Origin of the sequence: Citrobacter sp. 21OH12SH02A-Citro (assembly GCF_027919895.1) — a bacterium.
Lineage (GTDB): Bacteria > Pseudomonadota > Gammaproteobacteria > Enterobacterales > Enterobacteriaceae > Citrobacter > Citrobacter braakii.
The window spans coordinates 3,840,160-3,861,663 of the sequence record NZ_CP114801.1; the positions used below are offsets into that span (position 1 = coordinate 3,840,160).

23 protein-coding genes and 1 tRNA gene are annotated in these 21,504 nt (G+C 48.6%); 8 read left to right on the forward strand and 16 right to left on the reverse strand.

Annotated elements, in window-relative coordinates; all coding sequences use genetic code 11:
• The first annotated feature begins 64 nt into the window (after positions 1–64).
• From O6D90_RS18610 to O6D90_RS18640, 7 genes are all read left to right on the forward strand, one after another.
• Positions 65–886, forward strand: coding sequence for a DUF932 domain-containing protein (locus tag O6D90_RS18610; protein WP_113372767.1), 822 nt, complete (start codon positions 65–67; stop codon positions 884–886).
• Between the two features lie 23 nt (positions 887–909).
• Positions 910–1,149: a DUF905 domain-containing protein gene (locus O6D90_RS18615; RefSeq protein WP_007869725.1), complete on the forward strand. Its 240-nt coding sequence runs from the start codon at positions 910–912 to the stop codon at positions 1,147–1,149.
• Positions 1,150–1,252: 103 nt separating this feature from the next.
• Positions 1,253–1,711 (forward strand): antirestriction protein, encoded by a 459-nt coding sequence (locus O6D90_RS18620; protein ID WP_113372854.1) that lies wholly within the window; start codon positions 1,253–1,255, stop codon positions 1,709–1,711.
• A 15-nt stretch (positions 1,712–1,726) separates the two neighbouring features.
• Positions 1,727–2,203, forward strand: coding sequence for a JAB domain-containing protein (locus O6D90_RS18625; RefSeq protein WP_000811693.1), 477 nt, complete (start codon positions 1,727–1,729; stop codon positions 2,201–2,203).
• A gap of 8 nt (positions 2,204–2,211) precedes the next feature.
• The gene (locus tag O6D90_RS18630; RefSeq protein WP_063841895.1) at positions 2,212–2,433 is read left to right on the forward strand and encodes a DUF987 domain-containing protein; all 222 of its coding nucleotides are present in this window, start codon (positions 2,212–2,214) and stop codon (positions 2,431–2,433) included.
• A gap of 18 nt (positions 2,434–2,451) precedes the next feature.
• Positions 2,452–2,769 carry a type IV toxin-antitoxin system YeeU family antitoxin gene (locus tag O6D90_RS18635; RefSeq protein WP_113372912.1) on the forward strand — a complete coding sequence of 106 codons (318 nt, stop codon included), beginning with the start codon at positions 2,452–2,454 and terminating at the stop codon, positions 2,767–2,769.
• A 20-nt stretch (positions 2,770–2,789) separates the two neighbouring features.
• Positions 2,790–3,131 (forward strand): TA system toxin CbtA family protein, encoded by a 342-nt coding sequence (locus O6D90_RS18640; protein ID WP_016246873.1) that lies wholly within the window; start codon positions 2,790–2,792, stop codon positions 3,129–3,131.
• A gap of 381 nt (positions 3,132–3,512) precedes the next feature.
• Here the strand turns inward: O6D90_RS18640 and O6D90_RS18645 are convergent.
• The 13 genes from O6D90_RS18645 to proB all read right to left on the reverse strand — a co-directional run bounded on the left by O6D90_RS18645 (position 3,513) and on the right by proB (position 17,673).
• Positions 3,513–3,588 (reverse strand) — tRNA-Thr (locus O6D90_RS18645).
• 165 nt (positions 3,589–3,753) lie between these two features.
• On the reverse strand, positions 3,754–4,218 hold the full coding sequence (locus O6D90_RS18650) for a methyltransferase family protein (RefSeq protein ID WP_016155776.1): 465 nt from the start codon (positions 4,216–4,218) through the stop codon (positions 3,754–3,756).
• A 193-nt stretch (positions 4,219–4,411) separates the two neighbouring features.
• Positions 4,412–5,860, reverse strand: a complete 1,449-nt coding sequence (locus tag O6D90_RS18655) for an EAL domain-containing protein (RefSeq protein ID WP_016155775.1) — start codon at positions 5,858–5,860, stop codon at positions 4,412–4,414.
• A 342-nt stretch (positions 5,861–6,202) separates the two neighbouring features.
• Complete coding sequence (locus O6D90_RS18660) at positions 6,203–6,676, reverse strand: hypothetical protein (RefSeq protein ID WP_016155774.1); 474 nt, start codon at positions 6,674–6,676, stop codon at positions 6,203–6,205.
• Positions 6,651–7,382 (reverse strand): winged helix-turn-helix domain-containing protein, encoded by a 732-nt coding sequence (locus tag O6D90_RS18665; protein ID WP_016155773.1) that lies wholly within the window; start codon positions 7,380–7,382, stop codon positions 6,651–6,653. The genes O6D90_RS18660 and O6D90_RS18665 overlap by 26 nt, the downstream gene beginning before the upstream one ends.
• Before the next feature lie 144 nt (positions 7,383–7,526).
• Positions 7,527–8,222, reverse strand: a complete 696-nt coding sequence (locus O6D90_RS18670; RefSeq protein ID WP_016155772.1) for a fimbria/pilus periplasmic chaperone — start codon at positions 8,220–8,222, stop codon at positions 7,527–7,529.
• On the reverse strand, positions 8,219–9,835 hold the full coding sequence (locus tag O6D90_RS18675) for a hypothetical protein (RefSeq protein ID WP_016155771.1): 1,617 nt from the start codon (positions 9,833–9,835) through the stop codon (positions 8,219–8,221). The genes O6D90_RS18670 and O6D90_RS18675 overlap by 4 nt, the downstream gene beginning before the upstream one ends.
• Before the next feature lie 4 nt (positions 9,836–9,839).
• Positions 9,840–12,332 carry a CS1-pili formation C-terminal domain-containing protein gene (locus O6D90_RS18680; RefSeq protein WP_016155770.1) on the reverse strand — a complete coding sequence of 831 codons (2,493 nt, stop codon included), beginning with the start codon at positions 12,330–12,332 and terminating at the stop codon, positions 9,840–9,842.
• Positions 12,333–12,390: 58 nt separating this feature from the next.
• Complete coding sequence (locus O6D90_RS18685) at positions 12,391–13,068, reverse strand: hypothetical protein (protein WP_016155769.1); 678 nt, start codon at positions 13,066–13,068, stop codon at positions 12,391–12,393.
• 53 nt (positions 13,069–13,121) lie between these two features.
• A complete protein-coding gene (gene ecpA / locus O6D90_RS18690) occupies positions 13,122–13,709 on the reverse strand; it encodes a common pilus major fimbrillin subunit EcpA (RefSeq protein WP_016151870.1) in 588 nt (195 codons plus the stop codon).
• A 595-nt stretch (positions 13,710–14,304) separates the two neighbouring features.
• Positions 14,305–15,024 (reverse strand): Crp/Fnr family transcriptional regulator, encoded by a 720-nt coding sequence (locus O6D90_RS18695; protein ID WP_016155768.1) that lies wholly within the window; start codon positions 15,022–15,024, stop codon positions 14,305–14,307.
• A 280-nt stretch (positions 15,025–15,304) separates the two neighbouring features.
• Entirely contained in the window at positions 15,305–16,558 is a 1,254-nt protein-coding gene (proA, locus tag O6D90_RS18700; protein ID WP_016151868.1) for a glutamate-5-semialdehyde dehydrogenase, read from the reverse strand.
• A gap of 11 nt (positions 16,559–16,569) precedes the next feature.
• Entirely contained in the window at positions 16,570–17,673 is a 1,104-nt protein-coding gene (proB, locus tag O6D90_RS18705) for a glutamate 5-kinase (protein WP_003031373.1), read from the reverse strand.
• A 289-nt stretch (positions 17,674–17,962) separates the two neighbouring features.
• Between proB and phoE the strand changes: the two genes are divergently transcribed.
• Positions 17,963–19,018, forward strand: a complete 1,056-nt coding sequence (gene phoE / locus O6D90_RS18710; RefSeq protein ID WP_016151867.1) for a phosphoporin PhoE — start codon at positions 17,963–17,965, stop codon at positions 19,016–19,018.
• A 57-nt stretch (positions 19,019–19,075) separates the two neighbouring features.
• Here phoE and crl read toward each other — a convergent pair whose 3' ends face one another.
• The 3 genes from crl to gpt all read right to left on the reverse strand — a co-directional run bounded on the left by crl (position 19,076) and on the right by gpt (position 21,336).
• Positions 19,076–19,477: a sigma factor-binding protein Crl gene (crl, locus tag O6D90_RS18715; RefSeq protein WP_016151866.1), complete on the reverse strand. Its 402-nt coding sequence runs from the start codon at positions 19,475–19,477 to the stop codon at positions 19,076–19,078.
• Between the two features lie 57 nt (positions 19,478–19,534).
• The gene (gene frsA, locus O6D90_RS18720) at positions 19,535–20,779 is read right to left on the reverse strand and encodes an esterase FrsA (RefSeq protein WP_016155767.1); all 1,245 of its coding nucleotides are present in this window, start codon (positions 20,777–20,779) and stop codon (positions 19,535–19,537) included.
• Positions 20,780–20,877: 98 nt separating this feature from the next.
• The gene (gene gpt, locus O6D90_RS18725; protein WP_003031380.1) at positions 20,878–21,336 is read right to left on the reverse strand and encodes a xanthine phosphoribosyltransferase; all 459 of its coding nucleotides are present in this window, start codon (positions 21,334–21,336) and stop codon (positions 20,878–20,880) included.
• Positions 21,337–21,504: the final 168 nt, after the last annotated feature.

Sequence of the window (21,504 nt, forward strand, 5' to 3'; positions counted from 1 at the left end):
CCTGAGTCCTGTCGCCTGTGCGACAGGGCTTTCTTTTATTGTTTCCCCTATGAGGAGTCTCCTTATGACCCGTCTGGCTTCGCGCTTTGGCGCAGCAAATCTTATTCGTCGTGACCGCCCGTTAACCCGCGAGGAGCTGTTTCGCGTGGTACCCAGCGTATTCAGCGAGGACAAACACGAGTCCCGCAGTGAACGTTATACCTATATTCCGACCATTTCCCTGCTCGACAGTCTGCAGCGGGAGGGCTTCCAGCCGTTCTTTGCCTGTCAGACCCGGGTACGTGACCCGGGTCGTCGTGAACATACGAAACACATGCTGCGCCTTCGTCGGGAGGGGCAGATTACCGGTAAGCAGGTGCCGGAAATCATTTTGCTGAATTCACATGATGGCACCAGTTCGTACCAGATGTTGCCGGGACTATTTCGCGCAGTTTGTCAGAACGGGCTCGTCTGTGGTGAGTCGTTTGGCGAGGTGCGGGTGCCGCACAAGGGGGACGTGGTGAGTCAGGTAATTGAAGGCGCGTATGAGGTACTGGGCATTTTTGACCGTGTGGAGGAGAAGCGGGATGCCATGCAATCGCTTTTGTTACCGCCACCAGCACAGCAGGCACTGGCCAAAGCGGCGCTCACGTACCGCTTTGGCGAAGACCACCAGCCGGTGACGGAATCACAGATACTTTCCCCACGCCGCTGGCAGGATGAGAGTAACGACCTGTGGACCACCTACCAGCGCATTCAGGAGAATCTGATTAAGGGCGGTCTGCCGGGCAGAACGACCAAAGGCAAGCGAGCTCATACCCGTGCGGTAAAGGGGATTGACGGGGACGTGAAGCTCAACCGGGCGCTCTGGGTCATGGCGGAGAATATGCTGCACCTAGCGTCCTGACACGCTGACTATCCGGAGTCACCATGACTGAATCGTTAACCCTGCCTCCCGGTTCGTTCTCACGTCAGCAGGCCGAAACCCTTATCCGTCTGTACCGTAATATCACCATTGAAGACGACCAGGGCAGTCACTTCCGCCTGGTGGTTCGCGACACCGAAGGCCGGACGGTCTGGCGGGCATGGAACTTTGAACCGGATGCCGGTGAAGGTCTTAACGGCTACATCCGGCAGTATGGCATCCACAAAGACACCGTTACCCGCTGACCCCGAAGCATTTACCCGCGACATCTCACCTTCCCGAACACGCTTTGTTAACCCCATACGCCAGCCCTCGCCGCTGGCGTTTTTTATTGACGGAGACATATCCATGACAACGCAGACGCAGTACGACCTCGCACCCGCTAACCAACCCGAATTTGAACTGACCGTCACGCCAGTCCCCGATGAACAGCGTATCGATTTCTGGCCACAGTACTTTGGCGCTATCCCGCAGTGGCTACTCCTGGAGCCGCATATCTTCGCCTGGATGGACCGCTTCTGTGAGGGCTACAGCGGTGGTATCTGGTCGTTCTACACCCTCAGCAATGGCGGCGCATTTATGTCCCCCGAGCCTGACAACGATGAGACATGGCGTCTGTTTAACTGCCTGAACGGTAACGATGCCCAAATGAGTGCAGAAGCAGCAGGTATTGCTGTCTGCCTGATTGCGTATAGCCACCATGCCTGCCGTACAGAATGTGACGCGATGACCGCACACTATTACCGCCTGCGGGAGTATGCCATGCAACATCCAGAGGCTCACGCCATTCTGCGTATTATCGACTGACCGAAGGAGCAACAGATGAAACAGCTTTCCTTTTTACCCGGCGAGATGACGCCACAGGACCGGCGTCTCATTCAGCGGGCGCTCAGGGCTCTGGACCGCCACCTGCATGAGCCCGGCGTAGCCTTCACCTCTACCCACGCCGTACGTGAATGGCTGCGACTGCATATGGCCGCGCTTGAGCGGGAAGAGTTCCGGGTGTTGTATCTGGACAACCAGAATCAGTTGATTGCCCATGAAACGCTCTTCACCGGCACGATTAACCGCACCGAGGTGCATCCCCGGGAGGTGGTCAAACGTGCTCTGCACTTCAACGCGGCGGCGGTGATACTCGCGCATAACCATCCTTCCGGCGAGACGACACCTAGCCAGGCCGACAAAACCCTCACGCAGCGACTGGTGCAGGTGCTTCAGCTGGTGGATATCCGCGTCCCTGACCACCTGATTGTTGGCGGCAGGCAAATCTATTCGTTCGCAGAACACGGTCTGCTTTGAGGTATTACATGAAAATTATCAGTAAACGCAGGGCAATGACGATATACCGCCAGCATCCTGAGTCCCGAATCTTTCGCTACTGCACCGGCAAATACCAGTGGCACGGTAGCGTCTGTCATTACACCGGCAGGGACGTTCCGGATATCGCCGGAGTCCTCGCGGTATACGCCGAACGCCGCCAGGACCGCAACGGGCCTTATGCCTGCCTGATGAGTATTACCCTGAACTGACAATAAAGGAGGTTATAAATGAGCAACATTACATGGGGGCTGCAGCGGGATATCACGCCACGCCTGGGAGCCCGTCTGGTGCAGGAGGGGAACCGGCTGCATTATCTGGCTGACCGGGCCAGCATCACCGGTAAATTCAGTGACGTCGAATGCCGGAAGCTGGATGAAACATGCCCGCACTTTATCCGCCATATGGAGTCGATGCTAACCACCGGTGAACTCAGTCCCCAACACGCCCACTGCGTCACCCTGTACCACAACGGTTTCACCTGCGAAGCCGATACTCTTGGCAGTTGCGGCTACGTATACATCGCCATTTACCCCACTCAGAGTTAATTACCTTCACGAGAGTAAACATGAAAACTTTACCTGCAACAACTCAGCGGGCGGCGAAGCCCTGCCTAGCACCCGTGGCTGTCTGGCAAATGCTACTGACCCGCCTGCTGAAACAGCACTATGGTCTCACCCTCAACGACACACCGTTCAGTGAGGAACGTGTTATACAGGAACATATCGATGCCGGAATCACGCTGGCTGATGCCGTGAATTTTCTGGTGGAAAAATACGAACTGGTGCGTATCGACAGGAAGGGATTTAACTGGCAGGAACAATCCCCTTATCTCCGGGCTGTAGACATTCTGCGAGCACGGCAGGCAACTGGCTTGTTGCGGCAAAGCCGTAACAACGTAGTACGATGAACATTGCGTACAACCTTCCCGATTTACATTTCTGAACTTCCTCCCTTGTTTACCTATTGCGTAATGCGCCTGCTACTACCCGGCAGGCGCGTTATCTTTTTACGGACAAACAATCATGCAACCAGAAGTTGAAGTATTAACCGATCATAATGAGCTAATTTGTTCGAGCTTTATTGAACACATTGCCAACACATTAAATTTAGGAGTAGTGTACAACTAAACCTGCAGCCAAGGATGTATAGTGAGCGAAGCCCTATCAGGCCTTTTTGGTCAGTAGATAAGATTGATCTTCGTTGATAGAATTTACTTACACCAGCTGTTACATTAAGATAATTTTTTGGTGGGAGAATGATAAGATCTTACGTAACAATTTGATTTTAATGGTGCCGATAATAGGAGTCGAACCTACGACCTTCGCATTACGAATGCGCTGCTCTACCAACTGAGCTATATCGGCCCTGAAAAGGACATGTCCACGAATGTGAGCACGGGGTAGAAGGTTAAAACTAACCGGGCGATGCGTCAATGGCCTTGCGAATCAAACGCCTATTTTTGCATCATCCGGTTTCAATTACGCACGAATCGTGTCGTTACAGGCATGCTTATACGCGGTCGGGTATTACTATAACCAGCGGCGAACGTGTTGTTCATAGCGCTCCCATTCCAGCCCGAAATGTTTTCGCAGTTGTTCCTCTTCAAAATCGATATGCAATCTGGCAACCGCCAGCATAAACACCGGTACAGCCAGTACTCCAGTCAGGCTACCGATGTAAAGAGCAAAGGCCAACTGGAGTCCACTCATACCAAGGTAGATCGGGTTGCGGCTCCAGGCGTAACATCCGTCGGTAACAAGCGTGGTCGATTTATGTGCATGCAGCGGATTCAGGGTCGTACGTTTCATCCGCATCTGCCACGCGGTATGCAATATCACCAACAGACTGACGCCGGCCAGCAATGCGCATATCACGATATTCACCCCGCCGAATGTGAAACGCGGACTCGCCGTCAGCACATCCGTAACGAGAAAAAGTACTAAGATAAGAGGCGGCGGAAACCAGACTCTTAATTTTGTCAGGAAATGACGCATGGCCAGGAACTCACCTCGGCATCGGTTTAATTAACGCTGATACCGCTATAAATACCCCGTATTAGATACATAAACAAACGATGCCTCACTCACAACAGGCTATCGCCTTCACCAGACAGGCGGGAGTTATCGTACTCACCTCGACAAAAATACCTGCATCAGAGGCATCCGCCCCTGATGTTCCCGAAAGGCTTTACGTTGAGAAAGTAGAATCCGACGCTGATTCAAAAAAATCTAAAGACTGCTTGTAGTAACGCATAAAATCATCAAACGTCACTGGCGGTAAAAATTGATAACCCTGCAGGTAATCAACATTATTTTTCCCCAACCATTGCTGCTGATAGCCATATTCAACGCCTTCCGCCACCATGCGTAACCCCAGGAGTTCGGAAAGGTGAATGATCGACTCGAGCATAGGGATATGTTGCTCAACTTCTTTAATAGCTTTGATAAACGTTTTATCAATTTTTATAACATCCAGGTCTAACTCATTGAGATAGCAAAGGTTAGCGTATCCCGTCCCAAAATCATCTAAAGCAAACAGAACCCCTCTGTTTCGCAACGATCGTATCAGCTCTTTGATTGCAGGAGTAATAGTGAGAGTCTGGTTTTCAGTTATTTCAATCATCAATTTTATCGGTAGCCTTTGCGTTATTTCCATAAAATTAAGGCACTCCCAATAAAAAACGGGGTTACTTAAACCTGATGGACTCACATTAAAGGAGACGAATAAATTTTTATTGAAACCCTCGCTTCCGTCGACCAGATTACGCGCGACGGTAGTCATTAAATAGCTCGTTAACTCATTCATTAAACCACTTTTTTCAGCCAGCGGTATAAACTCACGCTGAGAAATAGCATAATTATGCCCCTGTGGCCAACGAGCCAAAACCTCAACACCACAGACGTCTCCGTTGATATTTACGATGGGTTGAAAATAAGGAATGATTTCTTCATTCCTTATTGCCATACTCAGTCGACCAGAATCTGAGACATCATATTCTTCGCCGTATATTACATTTTCACCAGAATGACTATTCGTCGGGGAACTTTCATGCAATAGATTATTCCTGGTTAAAAAAATGATAGTTTCATTAAAATGAGTAAATCCCAGACGAGCGGTAATTCGTTCTCGATATCGATACACTGACTTAATTGTTATCGAGTTAGCAATACAAAAATCGTGCAGTTTTTCCTTTGTGAAAGATGCATACAGCATTTCCTCTTCAAACTCAGTCAAATGAAACGTAAACATCGTTGAACCTTTAGTGACTTCCGCAACCTCATTGGGTGCCATTAGATTGGCTCTCAACTGAGAAATCAGTTGATCCGATAATTCCCGTCCATTAATGAATGCATACTCCTCGTACCCCCGATTAACAGAACGGGTTTCATTCATCCGAAGAACAATACAGTTTATATTGATAAACTGCGTGCTATTTCTCTGAAACCACTTCCTGACCAGGAATAAAGGTAACCGGTTATCGATCAACAGTAAACAGGATGGGTACCGTGGAATAATTGACTGTGAACCTGAAATAAATGTCCGCGCATCGACTAACACCAGATTTGGCAACCACGCTTTTATCCCTGAGAAAAGAAAAATATCATAACTGAGCAGAAAAACCTTTTTCGTATTCATAGTTACCACCAACTTAAATTTATGGCATAGCAGGTCCCTCGTTTTATACACGAGAGAATATACAACACCTTTAGCCTCCAACAATTACAATGCGGTCCGCGAATTAACTTTATCCGTAAGTCATATCACGTAGTTTCAGAATTTATAATCACGATTATCCATATGAGTATTACCATTAAATGTTAAGGCCATTTTAAATATTGAAAAAGGAAAACTCCTAATTCTTCACCAGTACAAATCCTTTTACTTATTTTCACTGCAAGACAAAACAAAAAACCACAAACACTAGCAACGACAAAATATACAGCCACTAAAACCATAAGAATAACACATTATAGCTACTCATGCTGCCCGACAAACCATTAGCGTACGTCGCAGATCTCTGATCGCATAGACATTTTCGGTGATATGGATGACCTTATAATAGAAAATATCCTGTCGCGACATGAGTTGTTCGGTAACTTCATCAGGAACATTGTCATTTTTATTTTTAACAATAGCTACACGACGAGTCTGTAGGTAACCATCACGATCTTTACCAATAAAATTCAGGACAACATTACGATCTACAGCATAATGTTTACCCTGAATATTGAGGCTTCCTACCTGAGATACCCGCCCTTCGGTAGCAGAAGAAATACGAAAAACCAGCAGAACTTCACCTTCAATTTTTACACCCTGAGTTTGCGCCTCCAGATGCAGGTAATTTTTGGCTGAGCAGGTCAGCGTCTCAGGTTCTTGATGGCGATATAAAAAATATGCTGTGATCGCTGCAAGAAAGATTGCCCCACTAATAAACAAAATTTTCACATTCACGGGCAACCCCTCCTTTCTCTAAGGTACAAATCCCCAGGAAATTCTCTCTAAGATCATTGTCGGCTGATAAATTATTATCATCATAAAAAACAATTGTTTTCTTGCCATCATGACAAGCCGCATTTACTTTTCGCCACATATCAGAAGATAAAAATGCTTTCGTTTTACCAGCGTTATTGTCATCGGCAGTATAAAGTTCACAATCACCTATTGCCCTGATATAGATGAAATTTTTGGAGCTTGAATTAAGAGCTAACAATATAAAAATAGCGCTACCAAGAAATGCAAATAATAAAATGAACAGAATAATATTTTTACGTTTTGGTCTTACGGATGAGTTTACCGTCTCAGTTACCGAACGCACGGGTTCATCTACACAGGAAGATGAAGATTCATCGCTGATCGAAGCATGGAACAAAAATCCCTGCCGGGGCAGGGTTTCAATGGGATTACCCGCCCCCAGCTCACTAAATGCTTTTCGCAAAATACTGATACTTTTATTAAGGCTATGACCCGATGGGGCCATGCCATGCTTTTTCCACACTTCTTCAATGATAAACTCGCGGTGGACTTGTTGATTTTTATGGGCAATGAATAGCTCAAGTAGTCTCGCGGTAGATGCCGAAAGAATTATTGTCGTATCGCGATGTTTCAGGCTTTTTCTGGTGGAATCATACTCAACCTGTTCATTAATTATACTGTTCATACTACCTGACTCTTAATTACCGTGACGTTGAGTGCAAATGACTAAAATTTCATCTGTGCCGAGCTGGTTACTGCATTGTATAAAGACAGTTACAGTATAGGTTCGATATCTAACCATGACATATCGGATCAGACTTAATACTTACTATTGATTGAGTTTGAAGCACCCCTGACCTACTGGTATGTATTTCTGCAATGCAACGATAAATTTTCGGTTTTTTGATTTCAATTCGCTACTACGCCAGGTTTCACCCGGCAACACATAACGCATGGTGGCGTCATCATCGGTGGAGTTGCACCCCAGGTGTACGATGATTTTAAAAAAAGTATTCCCGGTGTTTTTCAGTGTTCCGTTTGCCTCATCAATGGTGTAGGCCAGATTCATTTTTCTCGGGCGAACAACCAATATGGTGTCCATAGCAATCACCGGGAGAGCCTGCCCACCTTTCCCTTGATTACGCTCGGTAAACAGCGTTATCGGCATTTCACGAAACAGAATTCGGTAATAGCGTTCTTTATCATCCTGCGGTCCACGGTAGAAAATCTTAAAAAACTCACTCGCCTGCGGAGCCAGTGAAAAATTCAGTGGCGTAAACAGAAGTTCGCCTTCAGCAATGGCACTTCTGTTTTCTCCTCCCGGTCCCGGCTTATCAATTTTTACTGCGCCAATACTGTACAAATTCTGTTTCTGGCTATCGTTATAGATCCGTTTGCTGATAAATGATTTATCCGATGGCATCTCATAAATGGTCGACTCCAGGTAGACAGCCTGTGCGGAGAATACAGTCAGCCCGGAAAGTAATATAAATACCCATCTAAGCAGCAAACGGCAGCGGTTCATGGCGTCACTCCCACCCAATTCGCCGTGACTTTTATCTCTCCACTGGCACTGACGACACCTTCCCAATCTGTTCCGGAAACAGTCAACATCGACCTTGAATCATTCATTGGGAAAAGCAATTTCAAATCAGTAGCATAATAGCTTCCATCATCATTGTTATTTGCGTCCCAGGGCGTCTGTTGCCACTGCGCATCGCTCATATTAATTGCTGCTTCACTACAGCTATTTCGTTTCTGTACCACGCCCCCCGACTGACTGTTGTACTGCAGAAAGGCGGGGATTGGGACTGACAGCCCGCCTTGAGGGGAGGTAAACAGACAGTAAGGCACACTGTTTATCGTCGTACTTTCCCCGATAACTTGCGCGGTAATGCTATCAGCCTGACGAGGACCGGAGACTGTTACGGTGTAATCCATTTCTATAGGAGCGGCGTCGCCAATCGTGCCACTGCCGCTCGCAGAAGCGGTGTTGTCTGAAGAGACGATACTGATCCCATACTCCTTCGGCACAATATTGAGCTGTAGCGAAGGCGTAAACTGGTAGTACCCTGACTCTGGTGTTAAGCCATTATAAAAACCGAAGGTAAACGGTTGACTGTTAGTAATGCTGATTCCTGAATCGACGAGATTTTTCAGGAATGCTTTTGACAGAAAAATATATATGTACTCTCCAGAGGTCGTGAAAACGTTGTAATAAGCAGTTGAAGTACCATAGTTATACCAGTTTGAACCATTCCCGGAGTATCTCACGGTGGCCGGTCCAGGCGTAAAACCAAGCATCGCCGTGTCGACATAAGCGCGAAACGTCAGGGAGGCGGTCAGATTGGCGGTTTGTTGCAGGTTATAACTCACCATTTTGCAAATCACGCCGTCAGCGCCGCCCACCACGCCAAGCTCACAATAACCAGAGTCTTTGGTGATGCTCGGCGTACCATCGCTGGCAACCCAAAGTTCCTGAAATGCATTAGTCGATACCAGTGACAGATGACCGCGTTTGGTTAACGTATAATTGACGTAATTCCATAATCCTGTTGATTGATCTTTGCAGCGTTGCCCGGAAGAATAATCATAATTCACGGAAGTATAACAACGGTTGAACACATAGGTTTCGCTGCTACCGGTAGGCACATTGCGAAAGTACTCATAGGCAGTATCCGTCAGGGAAGCGAATCCGTAGGCGCCACCAATAACGCCAGCGACAGATCCTACCTGCGCATGATAAAAACCGTTATTGTCAGTGCCTTGCCCGGCAATAAACCCAGTTGATGGACACTGGCTGCCGCTATAACACCGGATCCCCCGAAAAGGGCCGTTAATCGGGGAATTATCAATCCACATGTCCTGATAATAATTTCCTGGCGCAGTCCAGCCGACAAAACCTAAATACCCTAGACTCACCTGAGAGGTGCCGTATTTTATCCACGTGTTTGAACCGCTGAAACGAGGGTCGAGTGCGGAGGGGGTGATAAAGTATTCACTATCAATGGCATTTTCAATAAACAAATAGTTATTACTGACTGAGCCGGAAGATACTGCATTTAAAGCCAAAGCAGGCGCAGGCGTGAAACTCCCCACGGCACAGATTACAGTAGCTACTTTAATTAATACTTTCATTTTATTACCTCTGCGCCATCGTGGTTTGCGTGGAACATTTCACATCACCAACCCACGCTGCGCCACGTGCTTTTTCCAAATCGAGATCGGCTTCGCATAGGCTGCCATTGGCTGAAATTAACGTGATGACCGGATATTTCTTATCGATATCGATAGCAAACTCCCCTTTTTCATCCGTACGCGTTTTACCGATGTGATTATGAATATCGGTGTTTGCAGCCAACTGCCCATCGGGATAACGAATACGCCCGAATACGGTGACCATACTTTTCACTTCAGGGTTGATAACACCCACGTTACCAGGATATAGCGTCAGTTCCTGTTTGCGCCCTGAAACAATATCAAAGCTGTCTTCAGAGTTTTTATCATTGAGGATCTCCAGCTTGTACTGAGCATAAGGCGGCAGTGCAATGAAATTTGATTTACCGCTGAGAAGATAATTTCGGTTATTAATCTTCGCAGCCAGTTTCCCTTCGCCGGTCAAATCGGTTTTCACAATAATGCCTGACCTTTGCCTCTCTTTACTCAGACCGAAATCTTTTCCTGCCCACGCCAGGGAACCTTGAGAAGAGAAGTTCATATTGGTGGAGTTGTCCGCGGAACGCGTTACCGATACGGTGCCAGCGTTATATTTCGTGTCATAACTCAGATTGCCGTTTACCGAATAATTATTGTCGTAATACTGCTCGCCACTCAGGCGTGTCGAAGCCGATAATCCGACCGATTTAATGGGGCCTTCAGCATACTGCTTGCGCGCGCTGAGATTACCTTGAGTGCTGCCATAGCGATCCCGGGAGACGCCCATGCTCAACCAGGACGCCAACGGCAACGATAAATCCAGGCTGACATAACGTTCCTGTCGCCCATCGTCATTCCGATTATTGTAGTAATAACGCTGAATACCTGCGCGCAGCCCAACCGTGGCATACCTGCCTGAATAAAGGGTCGTGCTGTAGTCCAGGTTACGGTATTTATTTCCCGAGTAGCGATTCTCCGTCTGACTCACGGTAAGCGAGCCGCCATGAGGAATAAACTTCCCGAGGTTAAGAGTGCCACCAATGGAATAATTGTCACGCTCCTGCATGGGCAGACGGTTGCCAATTTTACTGTCTTCACGAGATGCCCAAAGGGAACCATATCCCTCGGGGACATTGAGATTGATATTACTGATGTTTCGCCATGACGTATCATTCGCTACCAGCGTCTGATTGCCAATGCTTACGTATTCATTCACATTGAGCGTGACATCCGTTTCATTAACCGCATTGTTGCCAAAACCGTAGAGCGTAGATTTCAGGCCCAGCCCCGACAATATCGCCAGCGTCACCGATGCGGCACCGCCGGCAATCCAGGTCTGCTCATTGCCTAAATCCTGATAGTGGTTTCGCTTATAGCTCACGCGGTCATAATCCAGTGAGCCACCAAACAGTTGCCATGAGAGCTGATCAATTCCGGCTGCCTGTTGGCGGGCAAAGATTTTATTAACCCGACTGATACGACTATTAATTGTCCGGCCATTGACCACGATATCTACCGTGACATCATAAACACCATACGGAAAACGACTGGTATCAATTTCATAACTGCCCATATTAAAGTTCTGTACGCTGAGCAAACGCCCGTCCCTGAATACATGAACCTCGCCAGCGGCTGGCAAAAATACGGTAATTGGCGTGAGCGAAAGCGAGGTATTCTCAACAACCGTACTTCCTTTGTTTCCGTAGCTTACGCCGTAAATTTTCCCACCATTCAGCGCATTCAGGCTGGCAATAGACTGGACATTCCAGGTGTCGAGCATCCCGAGCGCCAGTCGATACCCGTCATAATCACGCTCATACATCGCGCGATAGAGTTTACTGGTGCTGTTGCTGTCGCCTATGCCGTAAAACGAACCGTTAATGTTGACATGGTGTTCACGCAGCGATGTTGTATTGTCCATCGTCAGATAGCTGCGGGTACTGCTGCCGTTATGATAATCGTTGTAGTAGGTGCCAAAGTTATAGTTCAGGACGTTAGAGAGAGTCTCCACGCTGGAAGGTCCAAGCAGGCTGCTGCGTGCGACAATCGCTTCAGTTAACGCATCTTTGCTGACAATCATCTCCAGGTGAAATGAAGAGACGTTGAGTTGCAGGCGTGCATCATCCGATAGTTCGATATTGGTGTTATCGTGAAACTTCACATCACGAATTTTTTCCACCAACGCGCGGGTTTTTCCAGATAACACGGCATTATTGGGCAATTCAGCAAGAGTCAGGGCTTTAACTGTAATATTGCCATCAACAAGCGAAATCACCGCATCGGCAACTTTTTGCTGACTTTTCTCGTCAGTCTCGTTGTAACGAATATATACCGGCACCGTCATTCCCTGCTCCAGTGAACGGGCGAAAGCGCTGGGAATAACGTAATTACCCACTTTTACTGGGGCTGCATGTGAAAATCCTGGTGTCAGCGCAATAAAAAGACAAATGCTACCGCCGACAATATTTGTTGTTGTCATATGCATCCTTACATTCCGGTAATTTTATTTATCCCGTACAGATGGCTGCTATTGACCATCACTTCACTGTAATAAACTGCTTACCGTGCCAGATACCGATGCGTGAACGGCTATTACTAATGTCGGTAAACTGTAATTTTATTTTTGTACCCGGCATAATGTAATAACGTTCGCGACAGCCTCGTCCCCGCTCGTGAGCCTTATCTTTACAAGCCCCATAAGCGATCACACGAAATGAAACATTGCCGGTATTGGTAATAACATCGCCATTTCGGCTATATTCAAAACGTTCCTTGCGCGGCGCGACTACCAGAATAGTGCCAATTTCAGCCGACGCTGTTGCAACAGCCATTTTATTCGCCCGGGTTTCCGCGCTCTCGGTGACCGGCTCATCTATCCATTGCAGACGATAATAACGTTCGATATCATCTGCAGGTCCTTTATAAAAGAAACGAAAAACATCCTTCGCCTGGCCAGGAAGAATAAGATTGGCAGGTGTAGAGAGTAATTCTCCGGAATTAACGGGCTTTATTTCGACTCCCCCGGCCAAAGGTGATGACAATTGTTTTACCGAAACACTGACATAACGCGCCGCATCTGTCGTATTGATAATTTCTTTCGATAATGAACTCTCAGTAGAAGTCATGATCGATGTAATTTCACCAACATTAATTGCCCATCCGGGAAAAGATGCTACTAACCCTACCAACATCGCTGCCGGTAAATATTTTTTCATGACACCATTCCTGATAAATTCGGGAGAACAAATTCTCCCGAATTTTTTATTACTTAGGCAGACGGAGTCGTCCAGGTTGCATTGAACTGTACTTTTACATCGCCAGTCCAATAGCCGTCTGGCAGTGCAGAGTAATCTGCTACTGTCTGACTACCATCAGAAGTCGCTGACGCGATGGTGAATTTGAAGTTGGATTGATCGCTGACACGAGCGGCACCGTTATAAGCGCCATCTGCCATCAGGCTTTCAAGACCAGAAGTAGAGCTGGAGTTAACAAGGACAGTATCTGATGAATTAGTCAGTGCCGTGCCATTCCATGCCACCCCTACGTTCAGGGTAGAAGCATCACCACTGGCGTTGGTCAGAGTGTTGCTAATAATCTGAGCAGTCAGCTCAAAATCAGTTGCCGTCTCCTGACCCTGAATCGTCACATCAAAAGCACCGTCCTGAGAGTTGAAGGCATTCAGCCCTTCAGCATACTGGAAAGTTAAAGAGTTCAGCGGGGTGACAACCAACATGCTGGTGGTATCTTTTGTTGCCGTCGCGTCCCACGAGGCAGTTGCAGAAGCAGTAACATCTGCCATTGCATTTGCTGCAACAAATACAGAAGCCAGAGAGGTTACTAATAATAATTTTTTCATTTTATCTTCTCCTAAGAACAAACTCACCACCGAGTCTTATTATTAAGTCACTCCAGCGGTTCCATTAATTGCGAGCCAGAATTGCCGCGCCAAAAAATTATCATTTGAATTAAGTAACATCTCAACAAACCCTGAAACGCAAAAATTACAAAAAACTAAGAATTTTCCCGTAAAAAACATTGCCTAAGAAGTTTCCTAAGACACAATCACTTAAAACACATCCATTTTCAGAATCATTACCCACCCAGATAAGCAAAATCAAACAATTCATCTTTTTTATGTTTTTGATAAATATCAAAAAGATCATACAAATAACACCAGAGCAAAACCCTTACAAAACATAAAGATAATTAACATCTCCATATTCTCTCTATAATGCTTATTATTTGTTGCAATTATGCTAATTTTTTAACTTCACAAGAAAATTCTCATGAAATATTTAGTTATGGGGGAATATTCTTATAAAAATAGCGCTGACCTGTAGGATTATTATTCGAATTGATAATTATTTCACATAAATAAAACCAGGAATTTTCCATATAAAACGAATATTCCTGGAATATCAAGAGATAAATAACACACGGCAAAGATAGCGTTAGCTGAAACCTTTTAACCCCAAGTAACTATTAATTGTTACCGTACGAACCCGATGTAAGCTAATCAACTTTTGTTGTTCGAGGGATTTTAATGAGCGGCTAACGGTTTCAATTTTAAGATCGAGATAACTGGCAATTTCCTCCCGCGAGAATGGCAAGCGAAGCGTCGTTTCTGGCCTGCCAATACGTAAATGCATTTCGTAAAACTCCACGAGGAAAGCAGCGATTCTGGCCTCAGCATGTTTATTGGCATAACGCCGTAGTTTTTCAACAATGAATCCATTGTCCCTGCAGAGAAACTTGATGACTGCCGCTGCAACCGACGGCTCCTTTTCTGCTGCCTTGAACAACCGCGCAATATCGATATGACATACCTCCGCAGCCGTTGCAGCCTTGATCGTTGTCAGATACTTACCCCCTTCAACAGCATCCAGCGCCATGATGTCTCCCGGAACATAAAAGCGACTGATAAAATCATTATCACCACATTCCACGCTGGACGTGCAGTACCCCTCGTGAATAACAAAAAGCATGTCTGCGGCTTCATCCTGCCGGGCGAGTATCTCCCCCGCTTTAAACTTCCTTCTTTTGTCTATCAATCGGTATTGATTATCACGATCAATCGCCGCGCCCTTTGGACACAGTGAACAATGGCGGGGGGGAAACGGGTTACCGAGCGGCACAACAGGAATGCTATGTTTGTGAATATCCGATTTCACGCAACAACTCCTCATAAAAATGAGACTGATTCTAATAGATCGAACCATGGGAACAATACGTGAGCTACAGACCCAGAAAATTCATGCTGGCAGGGAAAATTCTGTGATACGTCGTCTTTCAACGCCAGGGAGCGCATGGGTAAAAACCAGACTGATGCGGATGATGATAAAACGCAGGATAGAAAACAAATACGGTAGCGGGGTAAAGGGTAGAATTAACCGGGCAATGCCTTAATAGACCTGAAAATCATAGACCTATTATGGCATCGCCCGTTTTCAATTACGCACGAATCGTGTCGTCACCGAAGCCAACCCACTTATAGGTGGTCAGTGCTTCCAGACCCATTGGGCCACGCGCGTGCAGTTTTTGCGTACTCACAGCCACTTCCGCCCCCAGTCCGAATTGGCCGCCATCGGTAAAACGAGTAGAGGCGTTAACGTACACGGCAGAAGAGTCCACTTCATTCACGAAACGATCGGCGTTACGCAGTGTGCGCGTCAGGATGGCATCGGAATGCTGGGTCCCATGCTCGCGAATGTGGGTGATAGCATCGTCCAGATCGGTAACGATTTTAACGTTCAGATCCAACGACAGAAACTCGTCGTCATACTCTTCGGCTTTCACCGCAACCACGTTAGCGGGCCCTGCCTGCAATGTGGCCAGCGCGGTGTCGTCGGCATGCAGCGTGACGCCGCTTTGTGCCATCTGCTGGCTCAGCGCAGGCAGAAAACGCGCAGCGATATCCTGATGCACCAGCAGGGTTTCTACGGTGTTACAGGTGCTCGGACGCTGGGTTTTGGCGTTGACGATAATCTTCAGCGCCGGGTCGATCTCCGCGCTATCATCAACATAAATATGACAAACCCCAATGCCGCCGGTGATGACCGGGATAGTCGACTGCTCACGGCACAGCTTATGCAGACCCGCGCCACCGCGAGGGATCAGCATATCAATGTACTTATCCATACGCAGCATTTCGGCGACCAGCGCTCGGTCCGGGTTATCTATCGACTGCACGGCTGCGGCGGGTAAACCACAGGCTTCCAGCGCCTTTTGGATAACCGCCACGGTTGCCGCATTCGTCCGGTACGTCTCTTTCCCACCGCGCAGGATCGCCGCATTACCGGTTTTCAGGCACAGGGAAGCCACGTCAACGGTGACATTTGGACGCGCTTCATAAATCACGCCAATCACGCCCAGCGGAACGCGACGACGTTCGAGACGCAGGCCGCTATCCAGCAGACCGCCATCAATCACCTGCCCGACCGGGTCGGCGAGATTACATACCTGACGCACATCGTCGGCAATCGCTTTCAGACGCGCCGGAGTCAGCGCCAGGCGGTCGAGCATCGCTTCGCTCAGGCCGTTGGCTCGCGCTTGCTCAACATCTTGTACGTTCGCGCTGAGGATGCTTTCCGTTTGCGCTTCCAGCTCATCAGCTATCGTTTCCAGTACGCGGTTTTTTTCGCGACTGGAGAGCAGCGCCAGCTTGTATGACGCAGCTTTGGCAGCAATGCCCATTTGTTCCAGCATATGCCTGTTCCTTAACGGGTAATCATGTCGTCGCGATGGACAGCAACCGGACCGTATTCGTAGCCCAGGATGGTGTCGATCTGTTGTGAGTGATGTCCGGCAATACGGCGCAGCGCATCGCTGTTATAGCGGGTAACGCCGTGGGCAATATCGCGCCCTTCGAGATTGCAGATGCGGATCACTTCACCACGAGAGAAGTTGCCTGTCACGCTTTTAATGCCTTTTGGCAGTAATGAACTGCCACGCTCCAGAATCGCTGCGGTCGCCCCCTCATCAACGGTAATTTCCCCGGCTGGCGGTGCGCCGAAGATCCAGCGTTTACGATTCTCCAGCGGAGAGGCCTGTGCATGGAAACGCGTCCCAACGGAGACGCCTTCCATCACGTCGCCAATTACGCCCGGCTTGCTGCCTGCGGCAATAATGGTGTCAATCCCGGCACGGCATGCAACATCAGCGGCCTGCAGTTTAGTTCCCATACCGCCGGTTCCCAGACCCGAGACGCTATCACCGGCAATGGCGCGCAGCGCATCATCAATACCGTGAACGTCTTTGATCAGCTCAGCCTGCGGGTTGGTGCGCGGATCGGCGGTAAACAGCCCTTGCTGATCGGTCAGCAGCAGCAGCTTATCGGCCCCGGCCAGAATCGCCGCCAGCGCAGAAAGGTTGTCGTTATCACCGACTTTAATTTCGGCGGTCGCTACGGCGTCGTTCTCATTAATGACAGGAACGATGTTGTTATCCAGCAGCGCGCGTAGCGTATCGCGGGCGTTAAGGAAGCGCTCTCTGTCTTCCATATCCGCACGCGTTAGCAGCATCTGTCCGATGTGAATACCGTAAATCGAGAACAACTGTTCCCACAGTTGAATCAATCGGCTCTGCCCTACCGCCGCCAACAGCTGTTTCGAGGCTATCGTTGCCGGGAGCTCAGGGTAACCCAGATGCTCACGTCCGGCGGCAATCGCGCCCGAGGTAACGATAACAATACGATGCCCTGCGGCATGGAGCTGCGCACACTGGCGAACCAGTTCTACGATGTGGGCGCGGTTCAGGCGGCGCGATCCGCCCGTTAACACACTGGTGCCAAGTTTTACCACCAGCGTCTGGCTGTCACTCATGATTCTCTGCCATTCAAAATTGGGGAAAATGATATTAAACGAACGTTTTAGCAGGACTGGCCCCGGTTGCCAACAACCAGCGCACAAAGCATGAAATTTTATTGCGCAGGATCAGCAAGCGTAGCGGCAGATTTTGACGAATTTATTACAGAAACAAAAAATCATCCTTTTTTAAAAATATTCTTACTTTGTCATAAAACGTTCATTACCAGACGTTAAAAACCCTCCTGTCTTTTAACGGGGATCACACCCAGTGAATATTAGCGCGTACTTTTAATCAGGAATGAAAATGAAAAAGAGCACTCTGGCATTAGTGGTGATGGGTATTACTGCGTCGGCATCCGTACAGGCAGCGGAAGTGTATAACAAGAACGGTAATAAACTGGACCTGTACGGCAAAGTAAAAGCCATGCATTACATGACGGATTATGACAGCAAAGACGGCGACCAGAGCTATATCCGTTTAGGTTTTAAAGGCGAAACGCAAATTAACGATGAACTGACGGGATATGGCCGCTGGGAAGCAGAGTTCGCCGGCAATAAAGCCGAAAGCGACTCAAACCAGCAAAAAACCCGTCTGGCCTTTGCCGGTCTGAAATTAAAAAACCTTGGCTCGTTTGATTACGGTCGTAACCTCGGCGCGCTGTACGACGTGGAAGCGTGGACCGATATGTTCCCGGAATTCGGCGGCGACTCCTCCGCGCAGACCGATAACTTTATGACCAAACGCGCCAGCGGCCTGGCGACCTACCGTAACACCGACTTCTTCGGCGTCGTGGATGGTCTGGATCTCACCCTGCAATACCAGGGGAAAAATCAGGACCGTGATGTGAAAAAACAAAACGGCGACGGTTTTGGTACTTCCGTTACCTATGACTTTGGCGGCAGCGATTTCGCGGTGAGCGGTGCGTATACCAACTCCGATCGTACCAACCAGCAGAATCTGCAAACGCGCGGGACTGGCGATAAAGCAGAAGCCTGGGCAACCGGTTTAAAATATGATGCTAACGATATTTATATTGCGACGTTCTATTCTGAAACGCGCAATATGACGCCAATTTCCGGCGGCTTCGCCAATAAAACACAGAACTTCGAAGCGGTAGTTCAGTACCAGTTTGACTTTGGTCTGCGTCCGTCACTGGGTTATGTGCTGTCAAAAGGGAAAGATATTGAAGGCGTAGGCAATGAGGATCTGGTGAATTATATCGACGTTGGCGCAACATACTATTTCAACAAAAATATGTCCGCGTTTGTCGATTATAAAATCAACCAGCTCGATAGCGACAATAAACTGGGCATCAACAATGATGATATCGTTGCTGTCGGTATGGTTTATCAGTTCTGATGTAGCATAAAAAAATGCCGGATGGGGTTGCGCCGCCATCCGGCATTTTACTGTTCATTATGCCGTTAATTTAACCGGTTCATCGTTAAAATCGTCAGCAGGCTCCAGCGCCAGATTCAGCGACGTTAACAACCCACGTAATTTTTCATGAAATTCACGTAAGGTGTATTCCAGTCGCTCTACCACTTCAGTCTCTTTCACCGGCACCGCAGTCCAGTTCCCGTCTTTATCGAACAAGCCAAACTGGTAGCTGTACGTGAAGCGTTTTTCCTGCGCCTCCAGTTCCATCCACCAGCCCCAAAACTCGCGTTTCTCTGGGGCGGGTTTCACATTGACGCAAACAGCCAGACAATCGAAAAAAAACCGATTATCTTCGCACTGCCCTTCCCGGATGTACGGGCCAAGCGCGGTGAATTTCTTGATCAATCTACTTTTCGGATGCCCACTCGGTAACGTCATTACGATCTCCTTAGGTGAAGCACCTGTTTTACCAAATCGATAAAATTTAGCAAACTTTTAACACAATCTCTGATTGATCCAACCGGTTATTTCCTGCAGCCCTTTGTCAAAATTGCGATACACCGGGTTGAATGGAATCTCCAGCAGCTTACCGTCAGAAGATGAAGATGTGATTAAACGCGACTCCTCTTCCGGGCTAAACGGATCGTTTTTCCAGAACCCCGACAGCATTGGCGTCGGGCAGCGTCGGCCCAGCAGGCCCTGCACTTTTAATGAATAGCGATTAAGCTCAACGCGCAACGCTTCATCGGATGCGTCGTGCATTCCCAAACGACTGGCCAGAACGTCAAGGTACATTTCCGGGACGCTTGCCTGACGCTGCGGGTCGCTAAGCAGCGCATGAACCACCGGACCCAAACAGGCCACCGCCTTCAGACGTGATGATTCCAGATACGCCAGGCGTACCGCCACGTTGGCGCCAAAGCGGAAGCCGAAGGCCGCCACACGAGTGTGATCCACCCACGGAACATTCGGCAGCGCTTTTAATACGTGCTGGTGCAGCAGGCTGGAGTCCTGGGTCAGTTTCCATTTTGACGAGAACCCGACCGACGGCATATCCAGCGTCAGCATGGCAATACCGCGCGGGGCAAAGTAGCGCTCATACAGAGTGTAATAATCCGTTTGCATGGAATCGAGGCCTCCGCACATCAGCACCGTAGGGAACGGACCGTCGCCTTTTGGCATATGCAGGAAGCCGGTAATCGGCGCGCCGCCGGTAACGGCAAATTCCATCTCACGCAGCGTGCCCGGCAGACGCTGTGCGGCCTCTTCATAGGCGCGATTGGCCAGAGCCTGCGCCTGCTCTGCCAGCTCATCGCCTTTTAAGTGCGGATAAGCGGCGATGTTGTAGAGCGTGGAAGCATGCAGCCAGTGACGTCCGCTCACCTGAGGATCCTCTTCCATAGAGGCTTTCTGTTGCCAGTCCATCGCCTGCTTCGCCCACTCGTAAATCCAGTTTCCGCCGCGATAGCCGATAACCGTGTCGTAAAGCTCTTTATCGGTGCGTTCGGCTTCGCTCATGACGATACGTGCCTGCACTTCGAGGATTTCGCGCGGATCGACGCCACGCCAGATCCACATCAGGCGGTTCACCATGCGGTACCAGTGCGGGATGGTTTTGCCATCCAGGGTCGATTGTACGGACGGCTGCGCGCCGTGATTAAAACGACGAACCAGCGTTGACGTTTCAGGGTGTTTGAAGCGGGGTTTAAACAGGACTTCGCTGAGGTTAGCCTGTGACATGATTGCAGCCTCCATGAGTACTCACTAAGGCATAGTGTAACCTGACACAGCACAAAAAGAACAACGCCCGACAGTGCGGGCGTTGAAAACTTTTTAGATTAGCGACCCGAGATCGGCGGAACGAACACTACGCCCATATCCCACGGCTGCTCAATCCAGGTATCCTGAGGGATATCAACAACATAATCATTCACCAGCGGGCGACCTGCCGGCTTAGCGAAAATAGTGACGAAATGCGCTTTAGGGTACATTTCGCGGATCGCTACGGCGGTACCACCGGTGTCAACCAGGTCATCAATTACGATGAAACCTTCACCGTCGCCTTCGGCACGCTTCAGCACTTTCAGTTCGCGCTGGTTGTCGTGATCGTAGCTGGAGATGCATACGGTATCGACATGACGAATACCCAATTCACGCGCCAGCAATGCGCCCGGCACCAGACCACCACGGCTAACGGCAATAATGCCTTTCCATTGTTCAGAAGGCATCAGGCGGCTTGCCAGTTTACGTGCATGGATCTGCAACATGTCCCAGGTGACGACGTATTTTTCGCTCATGTGAAGTGTCCCAGCCTGTTTATCTACGGCTTAAAAAGTGTTCGAGGGGGAAATAGGTTGCGCGAGATTATAGAGATCTGACGCACTAAAAACCAGTGTTTCGCGGAATCCGCGCCTCTTTTTGCATGCTTTATGCTAGCCGTCAGCGGAGAAAGTGGTATTCTCAAT

Excerpts from the sequence above, each read along its gene's own strand:
- O6D90_RS18610 (WP_113372767.1), top strand. The coding sequence starts at position 65 with ATGACCCGTCTGGCTTCGCGCTTTGGCGCAGCAAATCTTATTCGTCGT.
- O6D90_RS18615 (WP_007869725.1), top strand. The coding sequence starts at position 910 with ATGACTGAATCGTTAACCCTGCCTCCCGGTTCGTTCTCACGTCAGCAG.
- O6D90_RS18620 (WP_113372854.1), top strand. The coding sequence starts at position 1,253 with ATGACAACGCAGACGCAGTACGACCTCGCACCCGCTAACCAACCCGAA.
- O6D90_RS18625 (WP_000811693.1), top strand. The coding sequence starts at position 1,727 with ATGAAACAGCTTTCCTTTTTACCCGGCGAGATGACGCCACAGGACCGG.
- O6D90_RS18630 (WP_063841895.1), top strand. The coding sequence starts at position 2,212 with ATGAAAATTATCAGTAAACGCAGGGCAATGACGATATACCGCCAGCAT.
- O6D90_RS18635 (WP_113372912.1), top strand. The coding sequence starts at position 2,452 with ATGAGCAACATTACATGGGGGCTGCAGCGGGATATCACGCCACGCCTG.
- O6D90_RS18640 (WP_016246873.1), top strand. The coding sequence starts at position 2,790 with ATGAAAACTTTACCTGCAACAACTCAGCGGGCGGCGAAGCCCTGCCTA.
- O6D90_RS18650 (WP_016155776.1), bottom strand. The coding sequence starts at position 4,218 with ATGCGTCATTTCCTGACAAAATTAAGAGTCTGGTTTCCGCCGCCTCTT.
- O6D90_RS18655 (WP_016155775.1), bottom strand. The coding sequence starts at position 5,860 with ATGAATACGAAAAAGGTTTTTCTGCTCAGTTATGATATTTTTCTTTTC.
- O6D90_RS18665 (WP_016155773.1), bottom strand. The coding sequence starts at position 7,382 with ATGAACAGTATAATTAATGAACAGGTTGAGTATGATTCCACCAGAAAA.
- O6D90_RS18670 (WP_016155772.1), bottom strand. The coding sequence starts at position 8,222 with ATGAACCGCTGCCGTTTGCTGCTTAGATGGGTATTTATATTACTTTCC.
- O6D90_RS18675 (WP_016155771.1), bottom strand. The coding sequence starts at position 9,835 with ATGAAAGTATTAATTAAAGTAGCTACTGTAATCTGTGCCGTGGGGAGT.
- O6D90_RS18680 (WP_016155770.1), bottom strand. The coding sequence starts at position 12,332 with ATGACAACAACAAATATTGTCGGCGGTAGCATTTGTCTTTTTATTGCG.
- O6D90_RS18685 (WP_016155769.1), bottom strand. The coding sequence starts at position 13,068 with ATGAAAAAATATTTACCGGCAGCGATGTTGGTAGGGTTAGTAGCATCT.
- ecpA (WP_016151870.1), bottom strand. The coding sequence starts at position 13,709 with ATGAAAAAATTATTATTAGTAACCTCTCTGGCTTCTGTATTTGTTGCA.
- proA (WP_016151868.1), bottom strand. The coding sequence starts at position 16,558 with ATGCTGGAACAAATGGGCATTGCTGCCAAAGCTGCGTCATACAAGCTG.
- proB (WP_003031373.1), bottom strand. The coding sequence starts at position 17,673 with ATGAGTGACAGCCAGACGCTGGTGGTAAAACTTGGCACCAGTGTGTTA.
- phoE (WP_016151867.1), top strand. The coding sequence starts at position 17,963 with ATGAAAAAGAGCACTCTGGCATTAGTGGTGATGGGTATTACTGCGTCG.
- crl (WP_016151866.1), bottom strand. The coding sequence starts at position 19,477 with ATGACGTTACCGAGTGGGCATCCGAAAAGTAGATTGATCAAGAAATTC.
- frsA (WP_016155767.1), bottom strand. The coding sequence starts at position 20,779 with ATGTCACAGGCTAACCTCAGCGAAGTCCTGTTTAAACCCCGCTTCAAA.
- gpt (WP_003031380.1), bottom strand. The coding sequence starts at position 21,336 with ATGAGCGAAAAATACGTCGTCACCTGGGACATGTTGCAGATCCATGCA.